Source organism: Bradyrhizobium sp. LTSP857 (genome assembly GCF_000938285.1).
Lineage (GTDB): Bacteria > Pseudomonadota > Alphaproteobacteria > Rhizobiales > Xanthobacteraceae > Bradyrhizobium.
On the sequence record NZ_JYMS01000024.1, the window covers coordinates 189,262 to 206,776 of the forward strand.

Genomic DNA, 17,515 nt, shown 5'->3' on the forward strand with positions numbered 1-17,515 from the left:
GATCCGCATCCCCGCGCTCTCTTGCGTTCCTAAACCGCAGATTGAGACGTTTAGCATTGCGCGGGCGTTAATCGCACTTTCGTCTCAGGCGCGTTGGTTACCCCGCCATGAAGGGAGCCGATCGCATTGCGCGGCATCCTCCGTAGAACCCCGGGAAAAGTGGCGCGCCCTGGTACAATCGACACCAAGGAACCTTCATCGCCCGATCCATCCGTAGTCTACCGGAGGCGCGCGGTCTCGCCGACTCGCACCGCCTGCGCGGAATTATCCTGGATTTTCGGAACCCGCCCGCCTTCGGCGGCGATGCGAATGGCCGCGATATTGCCGGCGTAGTCGGCACTATTCCCGCCGCGGAACACGGCGGAACCTGCCACGAGCGTATCTGCGCCAGCGGCGGCAACAGCCGCGGCATTGTCGCGCGTGACGCCGCCATCGACTTCGAGCCGGATCGGCCTGTCGCCGATCATGGTCCGGATCCGCCTGATCTTCTCGAGCTGGGATTCGAGGAAGGACTGACCGCCGAAGCCCGGGTTGACCGTCATCACCAGCACGAGATCGATACGATCGAGCACATATTCGATCACGCTCTCGGGCGTGGCGGGGCACAAGCTGACGCCGGCCTTCTTGCCGAGCGTGCGGATCGCTTGAAGCGAGCGATCGAGATGCGGACCGGCCTCAGAATGGATCGTGATGACGTCGGCGCCCGCCTCCGCGAAGGCTTCGAGATAGGGGTCGACCGGTGCGATCATGAGATGGATGTCGAACGTCTTCTTTGTCAGTGGCCGAATCGCCTTGATGAGTTCGGCGCCAAAACTGATGTTCGGCACGAAGTGCCCGTCCATAACGTCGCAATGGATCCAGTCGGCGCCGGCCGCATCGATCGCCGCGATCTCTTCGCCGAGGCGCGCGAAATCCGCGGCCAGGATCGAGGGTGCGATGAAAATCTCTCTTGTCATGGCTTTGCACTCCGGACGTCGGCTCCGCCGCTGAACACACGGCTCGCCAGGATATCGGCCGGATCGATGGTTTCGAGGTCGGCAAGATCCAGCATGCGGTCGAGGTCCGAGACCAGGCGATCGGCCTGACGCAGGCGAATACGGTCCACCGCGTTGCGGATCGAGCGCGCATTGGAGAAGAACGGCTGGGTCCGGCGTAGCGCGATGTATCTTTCAAAGGCCTCGCGTGCCGCAGCCGAGAAGCGATAACCGCGCTCCCTCAGCATCAGCTCGGCGATGACGAGCAGTTCGGCCTCCGCATAGTCCGGAAAGTCGATGTGATGGGCAATGCGCGAGCGGAAGCCGGGATTGGAGGCGAAGAAGCTCGTCATCCGCTCGCCATAGCCGGCCAGGATTACCACGAGATCCTCGCGCTGGTTCTCCATGACCTGGAGCAGAATCTCGATCGCTTCCTGGCCGTAGTCGCGCTCGTTGTCGGGCCGGTGCAGATAATAGGCCTCATCGATGAACAGCACGCCGCCCATCGCCTTCTTCAATATCTCTTTGGTCTTCGGCGCGGTGTGGCCGATATACTGGCCGACGAGATCGTCGCGCGTCACCGAGATCACCTGTCCGCGCCGCACGAAGCCAAGGCCGTGCAGGATTTTGGCCATGCGTAGCGCCACGGTGGTCTTGCCGGTGCCGGGATTGCCGGTGAACGACATGTGCAGCGTCGGCGGCGCAGAGGCCAGTCCCGCACGCTGACGGATCCGCTCGATCAGCAGGAGCGACGCAATCTGGCGCACGCGCTTCTTGACCGGCCGCAGCCCAATCAGTTCCTGCTCGAGCTGTTGCAGCGTCGCGGTGATCCCGGCCGCTTCGGCTTCCTTGCGGAGATCGAAACTGGCCTCGCTGTGATCGGTCATCGTTGCATGGGGGACATCGAGCATCGGCACCTCGAAGAAAAGAGCTTCGCCGCGGGGGAAGCGGCGAAGCAGTGGTCCGCCAAGGATACGGAGCAGGGAGAGCTCCGCGCGGAGAGGAATGGCTATTGCGGCGCGTGCGCGGGCGGCTTGCGTACGGTGCTGTACCGGATTGCGCGCCCGCCAACCTCCTGCCGCACCAGCTCGAACTCGGCCTCTTGCGGCGGGCGATTCACCAGGAACGAGATCCGCATCGACTCCCAGCCATGGCTGGAATCGAAGCCACTGATGCGGATGTAACGGTCGCCGTACACCCGGCGGCATTCGGCGAGCTCCATCATCACGCCGGCGGCATCCTGGAGATCGAACATCGGCAGTCCCCACATCTCCCAATAGGTGTTGCGGGGATGCGGGTCGTCGGTGAACTCGATGTTCACCGCCCAGCCATTGGCGAGGCAATATTGCACCTGCTTGGTGATCTGATCATCGGTGAGATCGGGCAGGAATGAAAAACACCCTTGCGTCAGTTTCATCTTGTGACTCCCTAGACCGTTTCCAGCGCCGTCGGCACGAAGTCCGGCGTGTCGGTGGATTGATAGTTGAAGCTCACGTCCTTCCAGACCTCGAGCGCGGCCTTCAGCGGCGTGCACGTCTCGGCCGCCCTGGCCAGGATCTCTGGACCCTCATGGACGTAGTCGCGTCCCTCGTTGCGGGCGAGGATCATCGCCTCCAGCGCCACGCGGTTGGCGATCGCACCGGCCGCAATCCCCATGGGATGGCCGATGGTGCCGCCGCCGAATTGCAGCACGACGTCCTCGCCGAGCAGATCGAGCAACTGGTGCATCTGGCCGGCGTGGATGCCGCCGGAGGCGACCGGCATCATCTTGTTCAGGCTCGCCCACGACTGGTCGAAGAACAGGCCATGCTCGAGCTTGGTCGGATTGAAATCTTCGCGGCAGACATCGTAGTACCCGCGCGTGGTGTTGGGATCGCCCTCGAGCTTGCCGACCACGGTGCCGGCATGGATGTGGTCGACGCCAGCGAGCCGCATCCATTTGGCGATGACGCGGAACGACACGCCGTGGCTCTTCTGCCGCGTATAGGTCGAGTGGCCGGCACGATGCAGATGCAGGATCATATCATTGCGTCGCGCCCATTTCGCCATGGACTGGATCGCGGTGTAGCCGATCACGAGATCGATCATGACGATGCACGATCCAAGCTCCTTGGCGAACTCGGCGCGCTCATACATGTCCTCCATCGTCCCGGCGGTGATGTTGAGGTAGGTGCCCTTGACCTCACCGGAGGCGGCCTGCGCACGATTCACCGCCTCCATGCAATAGAGGAAGCGGTCGCGCCAGTGCATGAAGGGCTGCGAGTTGATGTTCTCGTCGTCCTTGGTGAAGTCGAGTCCGCCCTTCAGTGCCTCATAGACCACGCGGCCGTAGTTGCGGCCGGAAAGCCCGAGCTTCGGCTTCACCGTCGCGCCCAGCAGCGGCCGGCCGAATTTGTCGAGCCGCTCGCGCTCGACCACGATGCCGGTCGCCGGGCCCTGGAACGTCTTCACATAAGCGACCGGGAAGCGCATGTCCTCCAGCCGCAGTGCCTTCAGCGGCTTGAATCCGAAGACGTTGCCGATGATCGAGGCCGAGAGGTTGGCGATCGAGCCCGGCTCGAACAGGTCGAGGTCATAGGCGATATAGGCGAAATAGGAGCCAGGCGTGCCCGGCACCGGATCAACGCGATAGCACTTTGCGCGATACTTCTCCGCCGCGGTCAGGCGATCGGTCCACACCACCGTCCAGGTTGCGGTCGAGGATTCACCGGCAACTGCCGCGGACGCTTCGATCGGATCGACGCCCTCTTGCGGCGTCACGCGGAACAGCGCGATGACGTCGGTGTCCTTCGGCACATAGTCGGGCTCCCAATAGCCCATGCGCGCATATTCCATCACACCCGAGCGATAGCGCTCTTTGCCGCGGACCGTTCCTGCGTGTGCGTTCATGGCTCTCTCCTGCTCTTCTCTCTCTGAATGATTAGGCGGCGACCGGCTCGCGGGCATCTATCTGCGGGTCGAGTTCGCCGGCGCGGTACCGCCGGGCCATCTCGCTCAAGGGAATGACTTTGATCTTGCTGGCGTGGCCTGCGGTGCCGAACTGCTCGAAACGGTCGCGGCACAGCTCGCGCATCGCATCCATCGCCGGCTTGAGGAACTTGCGCGGATCGAACTCGGAGCGGGTTTGCGCGGCGACCTTGCGGAACACCGCGGTCATCGCGAGGCGACAATCCGTGTCAATGTTGACCTTCCGCACGCCGCTCTTGATGCCGCGGACGATCTCCTCGACCGGCACACCCCAGGTCTGCGGCATCTCACCGCCGAACGCATTGAACATGTCCTGAAGCGGCTGCGGCACCGAAGACGACCCGTGCATTACAAGGTGCGTGTTCGGCAACCGCCGATGGATCTCCTCGACCACCCGCATCGCCAAAATGTCGCCGTCCGGCTTGCGGCTGAACTTGTAGGCGCCGTGCGAGGTGCCCATCGCGATGGCAAGTGCATCAACCTTGGTGGCACGAACGAAATCGACGGCCTGGTCGGGATCGGTCAGCAATTGATCGTGGCTCACTTTGCCTTCGACGCCATGGCCATCCTCCTGCTCGCCGCCGCCGTGTTCGAGCGAGCCGAGAACACCAAGCTCGCCTTCGACGGAGGCACCGACCCAATGCGCGAGATCGACGACGCGGCGGGTGATCGCGACGTTGTAGTCGTAATCGGCTGCGGTCTTGGCATCGGCCTTGAGCGAGCCGTCCATCATCACCGAGGTGAAGCCGTGGGCGATGGCGGACGCGCATGTCGCCTCGTCATTGCCGTGGTCCTGATGCATGCACAGCGGAATATCGGGATAGGTCCGCTCCAGCGCATCGACCATGTGCGACAACATGAGATCGCCGGCATAGCTGCGCGCGCCGCGCGAGGCCTGGATGATCACGGGCGCATCAACCTCGGCCGCCGCCTGCATGATCGCAATCCCCTGCTCCATGTTGTTGATGTTGAACGCCGGCACGGCATAGCCGTGGGTCGCGGCGTGATCGAGCAATTGGCGAAGGGTGATACGAGCCATGAAAGATCCTCCTGTTATCGCTTGCCTGCGCGGGCGATCGCCCGCCGGGCCGCTTCAGCAATACTCGGCGGCGTGATGCCGAATTCGCGGTAGAGCACGGGTGCCGGCGCCGAGGCGCCGAAGCCGCGCATGCCGACGAATTCCCCGTCGGTGCCGATCCAGCGCGGCCAGTCGCCAAGCACCGCCGCCTCGATGCCGACGCGCGGCGCGTTGCCCAGCACGGTGGCGCGGTAATCCTCGGACTGCTCCTCGAACAGCGCAAAGCACGGAGCGGAGACGACGGCCGCACGGATGTGCTCGGTCGCGAGCAAGCGGGCTGCTTCCAGTGCGATCGAGACTTCCGAGCCGGTCGCCACCAGCGTCACGTCGCGGCTGCCATCCGGCGAGACGACGAGATAGGCACCCCGCGCGACGCGGTTCCTGCCGCGGGCATCGCTGCGGAAGGTCGGCAGCGCCTGGCGCGACAGGCACAGGACCGACGGACGATGCTCGGACTCGAGCGCACAGTCCCAGGCTTCCAGCGTTTCCACGGCGTCTGCAGGACGAAACACCAGGAGGTTCGGAATGACGCGCAGCGCGGCGAGATGCTCGACCGGCTGATGCGTCGGACCATCCTCGCCGAGCCCGATGGAGTCGTGGGTCATGACGTGGATGACGCGCAGCCGCATCAAGGCCGCAAGACGGATCGCCGGCCGGCTGTAGTCGGAGAAGGCGAGGAAGGTGCCGCCATAGGGAATGAAGTCGCCGTGCAGCGCGAGACCGTTCATCGCAGCAGCCATGCCGTGCTCGCGGATGCCGTAATGGATGTAATCGCCGGCGAATCCGTCACGCGTGACGGCGGTCTGCGCTTTGGCGTGTGTGAGATTCGAATGCGTCAGGTCCGCGGAGCCGCCGACCAAGCCGGGAATTGACCCGGCGATACCATCGAGCACCTGTTGCGAGGCTTGCCGCGTCGCGAGCTTCGGACGCTCGGTGGCAAAACGCTCGCGCAGTTTCGCCGCGGCCAGCGCATAGGCGGCCGGCAAGGCAACGGCCTTGCCCTCGACGAAGAGGTCGCGCTGCTCGGGCGTCGCGCATTCGTAGCGATCGAGCCAGGCGAGACGCTCCACCTGCCCACGCTGTCCGATCATCCGCCACGATTTCAGGATCGGGATCGGCACGACGAACGGCTGATAGTCCCAGCCGAGCGTTCGGCGCGCTGCGGCCGTCTGCTCGGCGCCGAGCGGAGCACCATGCGCCTGCTCGGTGCCCTGACGGTCCGGTGCGCCGTAGCCGATGATGGTGCGGCAGGCGATCAGCGACGGCTTTGTCGTCTCGCGTTCTTCCGCAATCGCCTGCGCGATCGCCTCGGGATCATGTCCGTCGACACGGCGCACCGACCAGCCGGAGGCGGCGAAACGTGCGAGCTGGTCATCCGATGTCGCAAGCGACGTCGGCCCATCGATGGAGATGCCGTTGTCGTCGAATAGTACGATCAGGCGACCGAGCTGGAGATGACCGGCGAGCGAAATCGCCTCCTGGCTGATGCCTTCCATCAGGCAACCATCGCCGGCGATCACATAGGTGAAGTGATCGACCAGACCGTCGCCGTGCCGCGCATTGGCCATACGCTCGGCGAGCGCCATGCCGACGGCAGTCGCGATCCCCTGCCCCAGCGGCCCCGTCGTGGTCTCTACGCCCGGCGTGTGGCCATATTCGGGATGTCCCGGCGTCTTCGAGCCCCACTGCCGGAACGCCTTGATATCGTCAAGGCTGACATCGCCGCCGGTGAGATGGAGCAGCGCATAGAGCAGCATCGAGCCGTGACCGGCCGACAGCACAAAGCGGTCGCGGTCCGGCCAATTGGGATGAGCCGAGTCGAACTTCAGGAAGCGCGAGAACAGCACGGTCGCGACATCGGCCATGCCCATGGGGAGGCCGGGATGGCCGGACTGTGAGGTCTCGATAGCGTCGACCGCGAGGAAGCGGGCGGCATTGGCGAGGTCGTAGTGCGAGACCGCCGTGAGGTCGGCGTCGGCGTGGACGGAGATGTTCATCGGATCCTCCCCTTGTTCACTTCAGGTTTCGCTTGCGCTCGATGAGCTGCATGATCAGCGGCGTCAGGATCAGCTGCATCGCCAAGTCCAGCTTCGCGCCGGGACACACGATCGAATTGGCGCGCGACATGAAGCTGTGCGGCAGCATTGACAGCAGATACGGAAAGTCGATGCCGCGCGGATTCTTGAAGCGGATCACCACCATTGATTCATCCGGCGTCGGGATCCATCGCGCGATGAACGGATTGGACGTGTCCACCGTCGGCACGCGCTGGAAGTTGATGTCGGTGTCTGTGAATTGCGGGCAGATGTAGTGGATGTAGTCGGGCATCCGCCGCAAAATAGTGTCGGTGACGGCCTCGGTCGAATAACCACGTGCACTGCGGTCGCGGTGCAGCTTTTGGATCCATTCGAGATTAATGACGGGCACGACGCCGATCTTGAGGTCGGCATAACGCGCGACGTTGACCTTGTCGGTGACGACGGCGCCGTGCAGGCCCTCGTAGAACAGCAGATCCGAATTCTCCGGCAGCCGCTCCCATTCGGTGAAGGTGCCGGGGGCCGCGCCGTGCAGCGCGGACTCTTCTGCATCGTGCACGTAGTGCCGCGTCGTCGCCGTGCCGGTCTCGCCATAGTCGCGGAAGGCGCGCTCCAGCTCCTCGAACAGATTGGTCTCCGGGCTGAAATGGCTGAAATGCTTGTTGCCGCGCTCGGCCTCCTTGGCCATCTGCGCGCGCATCTCGGCACGGTCGTAGCGATGGAAGGCGTCGCCCTCGATGTAGACGGCGTTGACCTTCTCGCGGAAGAAAATCTGCTCGAAGGTTTTCTTGACCGAAGTGGTGCCGGCGCCGGAGGAGCCGGTGATCGAGATGATCGGATGCTTCCTGGACATGCGTCGCCTCCCATCACAACCGGAAGAAGCCGCGCCGCGCGAACAGCGGCGCAGAGACACTGGCAACGAGCAGTGGATCGCAGTGCAGTTCCGCGAGGCGCCGCACCTCGTTGCTCGATCCCATGACCAGCGGCACACGCTGATGCAGGCTTTCCGCCGAGAGGTCGAGGATGCGCTCGCGCCCGGTCGAGGCGGAGCCGCCGGCCTGCTCGACGATCATCGCCATCGGGTGCGCTTCGTAAGTGAGGCGCAGGCGGCCATCGCCATAGCCGGGCCGCGCGTCTGAGGGATAGAGGAACACGCCGCCACGGGTGAGGATGCGATAGGCCTCCGCGACCAGCGAACCGATCCAGCGCATGTTGAAATTATGATTGGCGGGCCCATCGACGCCGGCGAGGCACTCGTCGACGAAGGCGCGCACCGGTGGATCCCAATGCCGGCGGTTCGACGCATTGATCGCGAACTCGTCGCAGGCCTCGGAGATCTGCACGCCGCTGCGCGCGAGACGGAAGCAGCCTGCCTTACGATCAAGCGTGAAGATGTCGACGCCGTCGCCGAGCGTCAGCGCCAACGAGGTCTGCGGACCGTAGGTGACGAAGCCCGCGGCAAGCTGCGCGGAGCCGCGCTGGTGGAAGGCGAGCGTGAGATCATCCGGCGCCGGCAGGATCGAGAAGATCGTGCCGACAGTCATGTTGATGTCGATATTCGAGGAGCCGTCGAGCGGATCGATCGCGACGCAGATCTTGGCCGTGCGGTCGCCGATCTGCGGCTCGCGCATCTCTTCGGACGCCAGCGCCGCGATCGGCAGCTTGCTGAGGCAGCGGCGGAGAATCGCATCCGCCCGGACATCGAGATCGCGCTGGAGATCGCCGTCGCTGTTGCGGCCCGTGGTCAGGCCCGAAGCGTCCGCGAGGTCCCCGGTGCCGATGAGGTCGGCGATCTCGATCGCGGCTGCGGCGATGGCATCGACTGCGGCCGCCACAGCCAGCGCATGCGGCGCCGTCTCGGAATACCGTTGAAGGTGGTCGTCCAGCCTGAGTTGCCCGGTCATCTGCGTCCATCCCCTTGCGGGCGCCGCATCCAGTTCCCTCCCCGGCGGAGGCAGGTCGCGGTCGGTCCCAGCACGATGAGATTGACAGGGCCGGCTTAATAAGGAAAATTTCTATTCATAATGGCTATCAAAGATTTTTCTTATAATGGCCCCGGCCATGCGGCGACCCAGCTCCGGCATCTGACGATCCGGCAGTTGCGCTCGCTTGCGGCGCTCTCGGCCAAGGGCAGTGTCACGGCGGCCTCGACCCAGCTTGGGCTGACGCAACCGGCCGTAACGCAGCAGCTCCGGCAGCTTCAGGATCTCGCCGGCCTGCCACTGGTACAGCGGACCGGTGACGGCATGCTGCTGACGGAGGCGGGACAGAAGGTGCTGGCGCTCGCCGAGCGCGTCGAGGCTGCGATCGCCGACTGCCAGGGCGCGCTTGATCTGCTCGCAGGGAAGACCGCCGGCACCGTGCATCTCGGCGCGGTCTCGACTGCAAAATATTTCGTGCCGCATGCGATCGCGGCGTTCTCCAAGCACTTTCCGAAGATCGAGATCAGGCTGACCGTCGGCAACCGCGAGGAGATCCGCGAGGCCATGCACGGCTACGATCTCGATTTTGCGGTGATGGGTCGGCCACCGGCCGACGTCAGCGTCGATGTCCGTCAGCTCGGACGCAATCCGCACATCATCATCGCGCGCAAGGGACACTGGCTGGAGAAGGATTCCGGCCTCAGCCTGACCGATCTCGTGCACGAGACCTTTCTCACCCGCGAGCCCGGATCAGGCACGCGCACGCTGATGGAAGGCATGTTCCAGAAGTCGGATCTCGAGCCGATCATCGGCATGGAAATGAGCAGCAACGAGACCATCAAGCAGGCTGTGATCGCCGGGCTCGGCATCGCCTTCATCTCGGCGCACACGGTGGCGCATGAGCTTGCCGAGGGCCGGCTCATCGTGCTCGACGTCGCCGGCCTGCCGATCGTCCGGCAATGGTACGTGATCCGCCGCAGCGACAAGGTGCTGCTGCCGCCGGCGCAGGCGATGTTCGATTTCCTGGGCTCCGAGGGGTCGAATTATCTGCCCGAATTGCCCGAACTCGTCGGCCAGTAGGCCGCCGAAGTTCACCCCATCAGCTTCATCGCGACCGTCGCCGCCAGAATGACGATGATCTGAAGCAGGCGCCCCGTCGTGAAGATGCGGTTGAAAATGGTCATCGGTCGCCCCCGGCCGTCATGGAGATCTGCACGGGAGAGTTGCTAGCACACGCGGGCACCGGGGTAACTCCGTAGTCGTCCCAGGTCGTGCCTCCGACCCGTGATCACCGAACCTCGAAATGTTTCGAACGATTCAAATCTGATTTCCCGGAATTGCCAGGCGTCCTCCGTGTTCATGCACGCAGTGACTTCGCGTGCACGGATGCGCCTTGCCCCGCATCCGGCCGCTCATTGGGGAATTCGGGCGAGTTTGAAGAGTAAGGGAGGGCGCGATGAACCGCATCGCAGCCAACGGAGAGCTATTGTCTTCCGCAGGCCATATTTCCAATCGCAGAGTTCCGGGGATCGCTGGCCGCCTGTTGGCCGCACTGATGACCTCAGGCGCGTTCCTCGCCAGCCCGCAGGCGTTCGCGCAATCCGCGCCGGGACAAGGCGCCACGCTGCCCGCCGTCACCGTCACGGCACCGGACGCGCAGCGACGCGCCAATTCGCCTTCGGCCTCGCGCCGGGCGGGCGGTGTGCGGACGCGCCGGACGCAGACGGCGCGACGGCCGGAGACGGCTGCCGAGCCAAAGCCATTCGCGCAATCGCAGGATGCCCGCACCGGCACGGTCGGCTATTTCGCCAACAGCACCGCGGTTGCCACCAAGAGCAACACGGCGATCGTCAACATCCCGCAATCGCTGAACGTCATCACCCAGCAGCAGATCCGTGACCAGAACTACCAGGGCCTGACTGATGTGACGCGCTACGTGCCCAGCGTCGCCGTCCACCAGGGAGAAGGCAATCGCGACGAGCTCGTCATCCGCGGCGTCGATTCCAGCGCGAACTTCTTCGTCAACGGCTTTCGCGACGACGTCCAGTATTTTCGCGACATGTACAATGCGCAGAGCATCGAGGTGCTGAAGGGCCCGAGCGCGCTGACCTTCGGCCGCGGCGCCGGCGGCGGCCTACTCAACCGCACGCTCAAGGAGGCCGACGGCACCCGCATCTACGAGGCGACCGCGCAGACGGGATCGTGGGGCGACCGCCGCGTCACGCTCGACGCCGGCCAGGCCATCAACGAGAACGTGGCGGCGCGGCTGAACGTGTTCTACGAGGGCAGCGATGCGTTCCGCGACTTCAACCATCTCGAACGCTACGGCATCAACCCGACCGTCACGGTGAAACCGGACGACTTCACCAAGGTCAAGCTCTCCTACGAATATTACCACGACGGCCGCACCGCCGATCGCGGCAATCCCTCGCAGAGCCTCCCCGGCGGCGTCACGCGGTTCAATCCGACGACGCCGTTTGCGCCGAACGGAAATTTCCAGACCTTTTTCGGCAGCCCGAGCCTCAACACCGCGCAGGCAACCGTGCAGACCGGCATGGCGATCATCGAGCACGACTTCCAGAACGGGTTGACGGTGCGCAACGGCACGATCGCGGCCGACTACCAGAAATTCTACCAGAACGTCTATCCCGTGAACGGTACACTGGCGGGTGCGGTCAATCCGGCCGATACCGCGGTCAATCTCGGCGCCTATCAGCACACGACCAACCGCGACAATGTCTTCAACCAGACCGACTTCACCTACAAGGGCTGGACCGGTCCGATCGCACACACCGTGGGCTTCGGCACCGAGTTCGGTCGTCAGACCGGCGTCGATATCCGCAACACCGGCGTCTTCCCGAACGGCACCAACACTATTGTCCAGAACCCGTTCTCGCCGACCTATTTCGGGCCGGTGACTTTCGTGCACCACTTCACGGGCACGAATGCCGATGGCGTCACCACGCCGGACTCCAACAGCAAGTACGGATTGAACATCGAGTCCGGCTATTTGCGCGACACGATCGAATTCTCGCGCGTGATCCAGGTCATCGCCGGCGCGCGGTTCGACCGCTTCGAGATGTCGGCGCTGGACATGAACACCAACATCAGCCGCAACCGCACCGACAATCTGGTGTCGCCGCAGGCGGCTCTGATCATCAAGCCGATCGAGAGCATGTCGGTCTACACCGCCTACAGCATCTCCTATTTGCCCGCCTCCGGCGACCAGTTCTCGGCGCTGACCGACGGCACACTGATCCTACAGCCGCAGAAATTTGAGAACACTGAGGTCGGGATGAAGTGGAACATCAACCCGAAGCTGCTGTTCTCGACCGCGATCTATAATCTGAACCGCACCAACCAGCCGATCGCGGACGGCAACAATCCCGGCTTCTTCTTCCCGTCCGGCAGCACGCTGACGCGCGGGTTTGAGGCGAGCCTCGTCGGCTACGTCACCGACCAATGGCAATCCTCGCTCGGCTATGCCTATACGGATGCGAAGATCACCAGTGCAACGTCGGCAACTGTTGTGCCCGGTAACCGCGTGCAATTGGTGCCGTACAATCAGTTCGCATGGTGGAACAAGTACCAGTTCACGCCGATGTGGGCAGCGGCGCTCGGCATCATCTATTTCGGCGATTCCTTCGCGTCATCGGACGATACGGTGAGGCTGCCGAGTTTCGTGCGCTTCGATGCCGGCGTTTATGCCACGATCGATGCCAACTGGCGCGCGCAGCTGACCGTCGAGAACATCTTCAACAAGGGATATTGGGCATCCGCCGACGGCAACAACAACATCTCGCCCGGCCAAGGCCGCACCGTGAGGGTCCAGGCGAGCTACAGGTTCTGATAGTGGCGCCTGGGGTCATGCTGATGGTTAACGATCAGGCAGCGAGCTGGGCGGTGTAATCCGCCCGGCTGGCGAAGTAGCTTTCCAGCTCGGCCAGCGCCCGCTCTTCCCAATCCTTCGCCTGTTCGAGCAGTGACCAGCTCTGACCCGGCCGAAATGCTGCGGTCTGGCGATAAAGCGACGCGATTCCGCGATAGCGGCGCACGTTCTCAAAGATGGCGTGACCGTTAATTTGGCCGTTCATGTCGAAAACTCCCTCGTCCTTCCTGCGAGGGAATTTGCGGCCAAATCTTTTTCGAAAAGTTAGCGGCGCACGCCAAGCGCGCGAATGGTTGCCGGACTGTTGCGCGAGCGCAACGCACGGCCGGCGGCGCGCGGCCAATTATTGCGGATTCGTTGCCGCGCTTTCGCCCGAAGGTTTTAGCCCGCCACGGCTGACGATCACCATCGTCGCGCGGCAGAGATCGGCGAGGCCGATCAGGAGCACGGCAAGCAGGAAGAACAGGTTGATGGAATCTGTATAGTTGCTGGTCAACGGGCTGAACTCGAAGAAGGGCGGCATGAATGCCCACCACACCAGCGGAATGATGAGTGCTACGGCGAACGCAGCCGCGGGCGCGCCTGCGACAAGTCCGACCACGAAGATGCTGGGCAAGAACGCCGCGAAGTAGAGCTTTGCGCCGAGCGCGACGCAGACGCCCTGAACTACGGCCGACGCCGCCACGATTACAAAGCCGAGCAGAAACGCCTGCCACGACCATGGCCGTACCCGCGGTACGCCAAACAGCCCCGCACGCCTCATGAGCCTCCCCCTGCCGCCTGTTCTCCAGGCCCGATTGCGACCAAAGTACTACAGCCGCACCGAAATCGCGAGGCGGAAATCGCGCGGTCGGGCGCTTGGTAAACGGCCGCAGCGCACAATCGGACTGCGCTGCCGTTACTCGGTGGCAGCATAGAGCAAGGCCGCGACGGGCAGTGCCAGGCCGATCCCCGAGGCCAGCGTCCAGCCGCCTTGCGCGAAGGCCCAGGCGCCAAGCGCCGAGCCGGCAGCGCCCGCGGCGAAGAACGTCGCCATGTAGAGGCCATTGAGACGGCTGCGATGCTCATGCCCGAGCACGAAAATGGCGCGGAAGCCCAGCACGACATTGCCCTGCACGCCGAAATCGATGGCGATCGCGGCCACGACGAGGCAGGCGAGATTGAGCACCGAGCCGGCCGCGCCGATATGCGTCACCAGGAAGCCCACGGCCACGAGTATCATCGCGACGATCGTGGCGATCCGGCTATGGCCGCTATCGGCAAGCCGTCCTGCGATGGGGGCCGAGGCCACGCCGGCGACGCCGGCGAGCGCAAACAGTGCGATGCCACGCTGGGTAAAGCCGAATTCACTCGCGAGCTGAAGCGGGACCACCGTCCAGAACAAGGTGAAGGCGCCAAACAGGCCCGCCTGATAGAGCGCGCGGCGCCGCAGCAGCGGCGTGGTGCGCGCCAGATGCGGCATCGACATCAGCAATGCGCCATAATGCATGCGCGCAACCGGCTTGCGCTTCGGCAGCGTCATCCAGAGCACGGTCGCGAGCACGATCATCAGCGCAGCTGAGCAGAAGAACACCGCGTGCCACGACAGGGCGGCGGTGACAAAGCTCGACACCGGCCGCGCCAGCATGATGCCGAGCATCAAGCCGGTCGAGACGTTGCCGACGACGCGGCCGCGAATGGCCTCGGGCGCGAGATGCGCCGCATAGGGAATGATGATCTGCACCGCCACCGAGCCAAGCCCGATGAACAGCGCGGCGATCAGGAACGGCAGCGCATGGGTCGCAAACGCGGCGGCGAGCAAGGCCGCCGCACCGAGCGTGATAACGGTGCAGATCAGCGTGCGGTTTTCGACGAGATCGCCGAGCGGCACGATAAAAAGCAATCCGGTGCCATAGCCGATCTGCGTCATGGTGACGATCAGCCCTGCCGCGGCATGCGACAGGCCAAGCGCGGCGCTGATCGGCGCGATCAGCGGCTGGGCATAATAGATGTTGGCGGCGATCATGCCACAGGCCGCCGCAAGCAGGAAAGTCAGTCGTTGCGACACCGCATCCGGGTCGGGCGCGGTGTCGATGGTGGCATTCATCGTCATTTCAAAATCTCCGGCACTTCAAAGTCTCCAGATATAGGAAATGATCATTTCCTAATTTGACAAATGTTCAGGCAAGCAGCTTCATCGCGACGCCGACCAGGCGTTCGCCGTCGAGCGGCAGGCGCGCCTTGCCGACGACGCGCAGACCCTGCGTCATGCAGATCATCAGCCGAGCGGTGTCGTCGGCCTCGACATGGCCGGGAATCGAGCCATCGGCCTGCCCCTCACGAATGAGGCCGGCCATGAAAGCCTCGTTGGTCTTGAGTTGTGCCGTGACACGCGCGCGGATCACCGGATCGACCGCCGACAGCTCGACCGCGCTGCCGACCACGATGCAGCCGCGGCGCCCCTCGGTGCCCTGGGAGTGCTCGACATAGGACAGCAGCACGTTGCGCAGCTGCTCACGGCCGTTTGCACCGCGCGCAGCCGCGCTGCGGGTCTGCTCCCGGCGCACCGCGGCATAGCGCTCGAAGGCAGCGACGAACACGGCATGCTTGTCGCGAAACGCCTTGTAGACGCTGCCGGTGGCAAGCCGCATCGCCGCGGTCAAATCTCCGATCGATGTCGCATGATAGCCGCGCTCGCAAAACACCCGCACCGCCCCGTCCAGGGCCGTGTCCATGTCGAATTCCCGGGGACGGCCGGGTGGATGGGCAGCAGGCAGGGATTGGCGCGCGGCTTTTTGCATTGCGGAATAATAGGAAATGAATGTTTCCTAATCAAGACATTTGATTGTGATTGGGTGGCTGCCTGCATGACATTGCCGTACCCGTCATCCTGAGGTGCGAGTGATGGGGCGCGAAGCGCCCCCATCGGGAGCCTCGAAGGATGCACGGCCGGGATGCAGCCCGGCCGTCGCCCTTCGAGGCTTGCCCTGCGGCGCTAATGCGCCGTAGGGCGCGCACCTCAGGGTGACGGTGTCGGAATTGCGCCCGTGACTTCAACGTCGTCATCCCCAACTCGCACCTCACTTACAGACACGCCTTCGCGTTCTCGCGACGCATTTCGCCCGAGCTTTGCTTGATCTCTCCACCCTCTTATCCAAGAGGGCGCAGGGAAGGCCGGGTGCCGGCTGGCACCCACGGTCCGCTGTGCGAAAGCACACGCAGAAAAACTGCACAGCGGCATACAGGTGAAGCCGAACACACGGCCTTCCCTGCGCAGTGGGTTGACGGCTTATGCCGTGCTCTCCCGGGAGCCGAGTTCGTTCTGGCCTCCCTTGCTTCGCGAAGACTTGCGAAAGCCTGCCCGGTTGAGCCGGCTTCCACCTCCGCGAAAGCTTGACCGTAGCAACGACGGCCAGGACCACACGGTTTTGCCGTACGCACACAGCGCCGCTCGTCCGCACGATGCCTCGGGCTCACGGAGAGCAATCCGCCCTGCCCGCACCTCTCGTACACGACGCTGCCGCGTCCACCGCAACCCGGCCCGCGTTTCGAACGACTCGCGAACCGCCCCTCTACCGTAGGCCGGGCTGCGTGACTTATGCCGCAATTCCGAATTTCGGTAAAGTGGAATATTTTCGTGATGGCGGATTGACAGACGGGCGAAACAGACCCGGATGGAGCGCATCACCCCTTCAAGGGCACCGGCGTTCCATCCGCCATGGTCGATCGCCCCTTCCGCTCGACGATCAGCCCGTAGGCGCGGGGCTGGCGATGGACGTCGAAGTTGAAAGTAGTGCGCTTGTAGGAATTGCAGAGATCGAGATCACAGCGCGCCAGCGCGATTTCGTCGCCCTTGGTCGTGCATCTCGCCACGATTTCACCGGAGGGCGCGATGGTGCAGCTACCGCCGATATGGTCCACGCCCTCCTCAACGCCTGCCTTGGCGACGCCGACCACGAAGGTGCCGTTCTGATAGGCGCCGGCCTGCATGACCAGGTGGTTGTGGAACAGCGAGAGGTCGTCGTGCTCGGGCGCAGGCGGATTGTGCACCGGCGTGTTGTAGCCGATCATCACCAATTCGACGCCCTGGAGCCCCATCACTCGATAGGTCTCGCTCCAGCGGCGGTCATTGCAGATCGCCATCCCCATCACGCCGCCGAAGGCATCGACCACACCGAAGCCGGCGCCGGGCTCAAAGTAGCGCTTTTCCAGATGCTGAAACTTGCGCCATGGCTCGTGTTCGGCATGACCGGGCAAGTGGACCTTGCGGTATTTAGCGACGATCGCGCCGCTCTTGTCGACGAGGATGGACGTGTTGTAGCGATGGACGATGCCCGCCTCCATCGTCAGCTCGGCATAACCCAGGTAAAATCCGATGCCGATCTCGCGGGCGAGGTCGAACAGGGCCTGCGTCTCCGCCCCCGGCATCTCGCGCTCGAAGAAACTGTCGATCTCGGACTGATCCTCAAAATACCAGCGCGGAAAGAACGTGGTCAGCGCGAGCTCGGGGTAGACGATCAGGTCGCAGCCGCAGCCCTTGGCCTGGCGCATCAACGCCATCAGCCGCGCCACGACCTCGGTCCTCGTCTCAGTCCTGGCAATCGGGCCAAGCTGGCCGGCTGCGATCGTCACAAATCTCGCCACGCGTCGTTCCTTCGTTTGGTTCGTGG

The 17,515-nt window shown here is 63.9% G+C and carries 15 protein-coding genes; 2 read left to right on the plus strand and 13 right to left on the minus strand.

The genetic code is table 11. From position 1 onward, the window contains the following. Positions 1–218 precede the first annotated feature (218 nt). The 8 genes from rpe to UP06_RS13325 all read right to left on the minus strand — a co-directional run bounded on the left by rpe (position 219) and on the right by UP06_RS13325 (position 8,959). Entirely contained in the window at positions 219–956 is a 738-nt protein-coding gene (rpe, locus tag UP06_RS13290) for a ribulose-phosphate 3-epimerase (RefSeq protein ID WP_045003023.1), read from the minus strand. Next, positions 953–1,885 carry a CbbX protein gene (cbbX, locus tag UP06_RS13295; protein ID WP_045003024.1) on the minus strand — a complete coding sequence of 311 codons (933 nt, stop codon included), beginning with the start codon at positions 1,883–1,885 and terminating at the stop codon, positions 953–955. Before cbbX ends, rpe begins: the two co-directional genes overlap by 4 nt. Positions 1,886–1,983: 98 nt before the next feature. Beyond that, a complete protein-coding gene (locus tag UP06_RS13300) occupies positions 1,984–2,391 on the minus strand; it encodes a ribulose bisphosphate carboxylase small subunit (RefSeq protein ID WP_045003025.1) in 408 nt (135 codons plus the stop codon). Positions 2,392–2,402: 11 nt separating this feature from the next. Further along, positions 2,403–3,863, minus strand: coding sequence for a form I ribulose bisphosphate carboxylase large subunit (locus UP06_RS13305; RefSeq protein ID WP_045003026.1), 1,461 nt, complete (start codon positions 3,861–3,863; stop codon positions 2,403–2,405). A gap of 31 nt (positions 3,864–3,894) precedes the next feature. After that, positions 3,895–4,980, minus strand: coding sequence for a class II fructose-bisphosphate aldolase (gene fba / locus UP06_RS13310; protein ID WP_045003027.1), 1,086 nt, complete (start codon positions 4,978–4,980; stop codon positions 3,895–3,897). Between the two features lie 14 nt (positions 4,981–4,994). Next, positions 4,995–7,016 carry a transketolase gene (gene tkt / locus UP06_RS13315; RefSeq protein WP_045003028.1) on the minus strand — a complete coding sequence of 674 codons (2,022 nt, stop codon included), beginning with the start codon at positions 7,014–7,016 and terminating at the stop codon, positions 4,995–4,997. A gap of 16 nt (positions 7,017–7,032) precedes the next feature. Further along, positions 7,033–7,908 carry a phosphoribulokinase gene (locus tag UP06_RS13320; RefSeq protein WP_045003029.1) on the minus strand — a complete coding sequence of 292 codons (876 nt, stop codon included), beginning with the start codon at positions 7,906–7,908 and terminating at the stop codon, positions 7,033–7,035. 13 nt (positions 7,909–7,921) lie between these two features. Continuing rightward, positions 7,922–8,959 (minus strand): class 1 fructose-bisphosphatase, encoded by a 1,038-nt coding sequence (locus UP06_RS13325; RefSeq protein ID WP_045003030.1) that lies wholly within the window; start codon positions 8,957–8,959, stop codon positions 7,922–7,924. Positions 8,960–9,079: 120 nt separating this feature from the next. On the opposite strand from UP06_RS13325, the gene UP06_RS13330 reads away from it, so the two are divergent. After that, complete coding sequence (locus UP06_RS13330; protein WP_045003031.1) at positions 9,080–10,057, plus strand: LysR family transcriptional regulator; 978 nt, start codon at positions 9,080–9,082, stop codon at positions 10,055–10,057. A 376-nt stretch (positions 10,058–10,433) separates the two neighbouring features. After that, complete coding sequence (locus tag UP06_RS13335; protein ID WP_045003032.1) at positions 10,434–12,827, plus strand: TonB-dependent receptor; 2,394 nt, start codon at positions 10,434–10,436, stop codon at positions 12,825–12,827. 34 nt (positions 12,828–12,861) lie between these two features. Here UP06_RS13335 and UP06_RS13340 read toward each other — a convergent pair whose 3' ends face one another. The 5 genes from UP06_RS13340 to UP06_RS13360 all read right to left on the minus strand — a co-directional run bounded on the left by UP06_RS13340 (position 12,862) and on the right by UP06_RS13360 (position 17,489). Further along, a complete protein-coding gene (locus UP06_RS13340; protein ID WP_045003033.1) occupies positions 12,862–13,071 on the minus strand; it encodes a hypothetical protein in 210 nt (69 codons plus the stop codon). Between the two features lie 138 nt (positions 13,072–13,209). Further along, positions 13,210–13,629 (minus strand): hypothetical protein, encoded by a 420-nt coding sequence (locus tag UP06_RS13345; protein ID WP_045003034.1) that lies wholly within the window; start codon positions 13,627–13,629, stop codon positions 13,210–13,212. Between the two features lie 135 nt (positions 13,630–13,764). Then, the gene (locus UP06_RS13350; protein WP_045003035.1) at positions 13,765–14,958 is read right to left on the minus strand and encodes an MFS transporter; all 1,194 of its coding nucleotides are present in this window, start codon (positions 14,956–14,958) and stop codon (positions 13,765–13,767) included. 67 nt (positions 14,959–15,025) lie between these two features. Continuing rightward, positions 15,026–15,580, minus strand: coding sequence for a TetR/AcrR family transcriptional regulator (locus UP06_RS13355; protein WP_245305465.1), 555 nt, complete (start codon positions 15,578–15,580; stop codon positions 15,026–15,028). Between the two features lie 949 nt (positions 15,581–16,529). Beyond that, entirely contained in the window at positions 16,530–17,489 is a 960-nt protein-coding gene (locus UP06_RS13360; protein ID WP_045003037.1) for an N-carbamoyl-D-amino-acid hydrolase, read from the minus strand. Between the last annotated feature and the right edge of the window lie 26 nt (positions 17,490–17,515).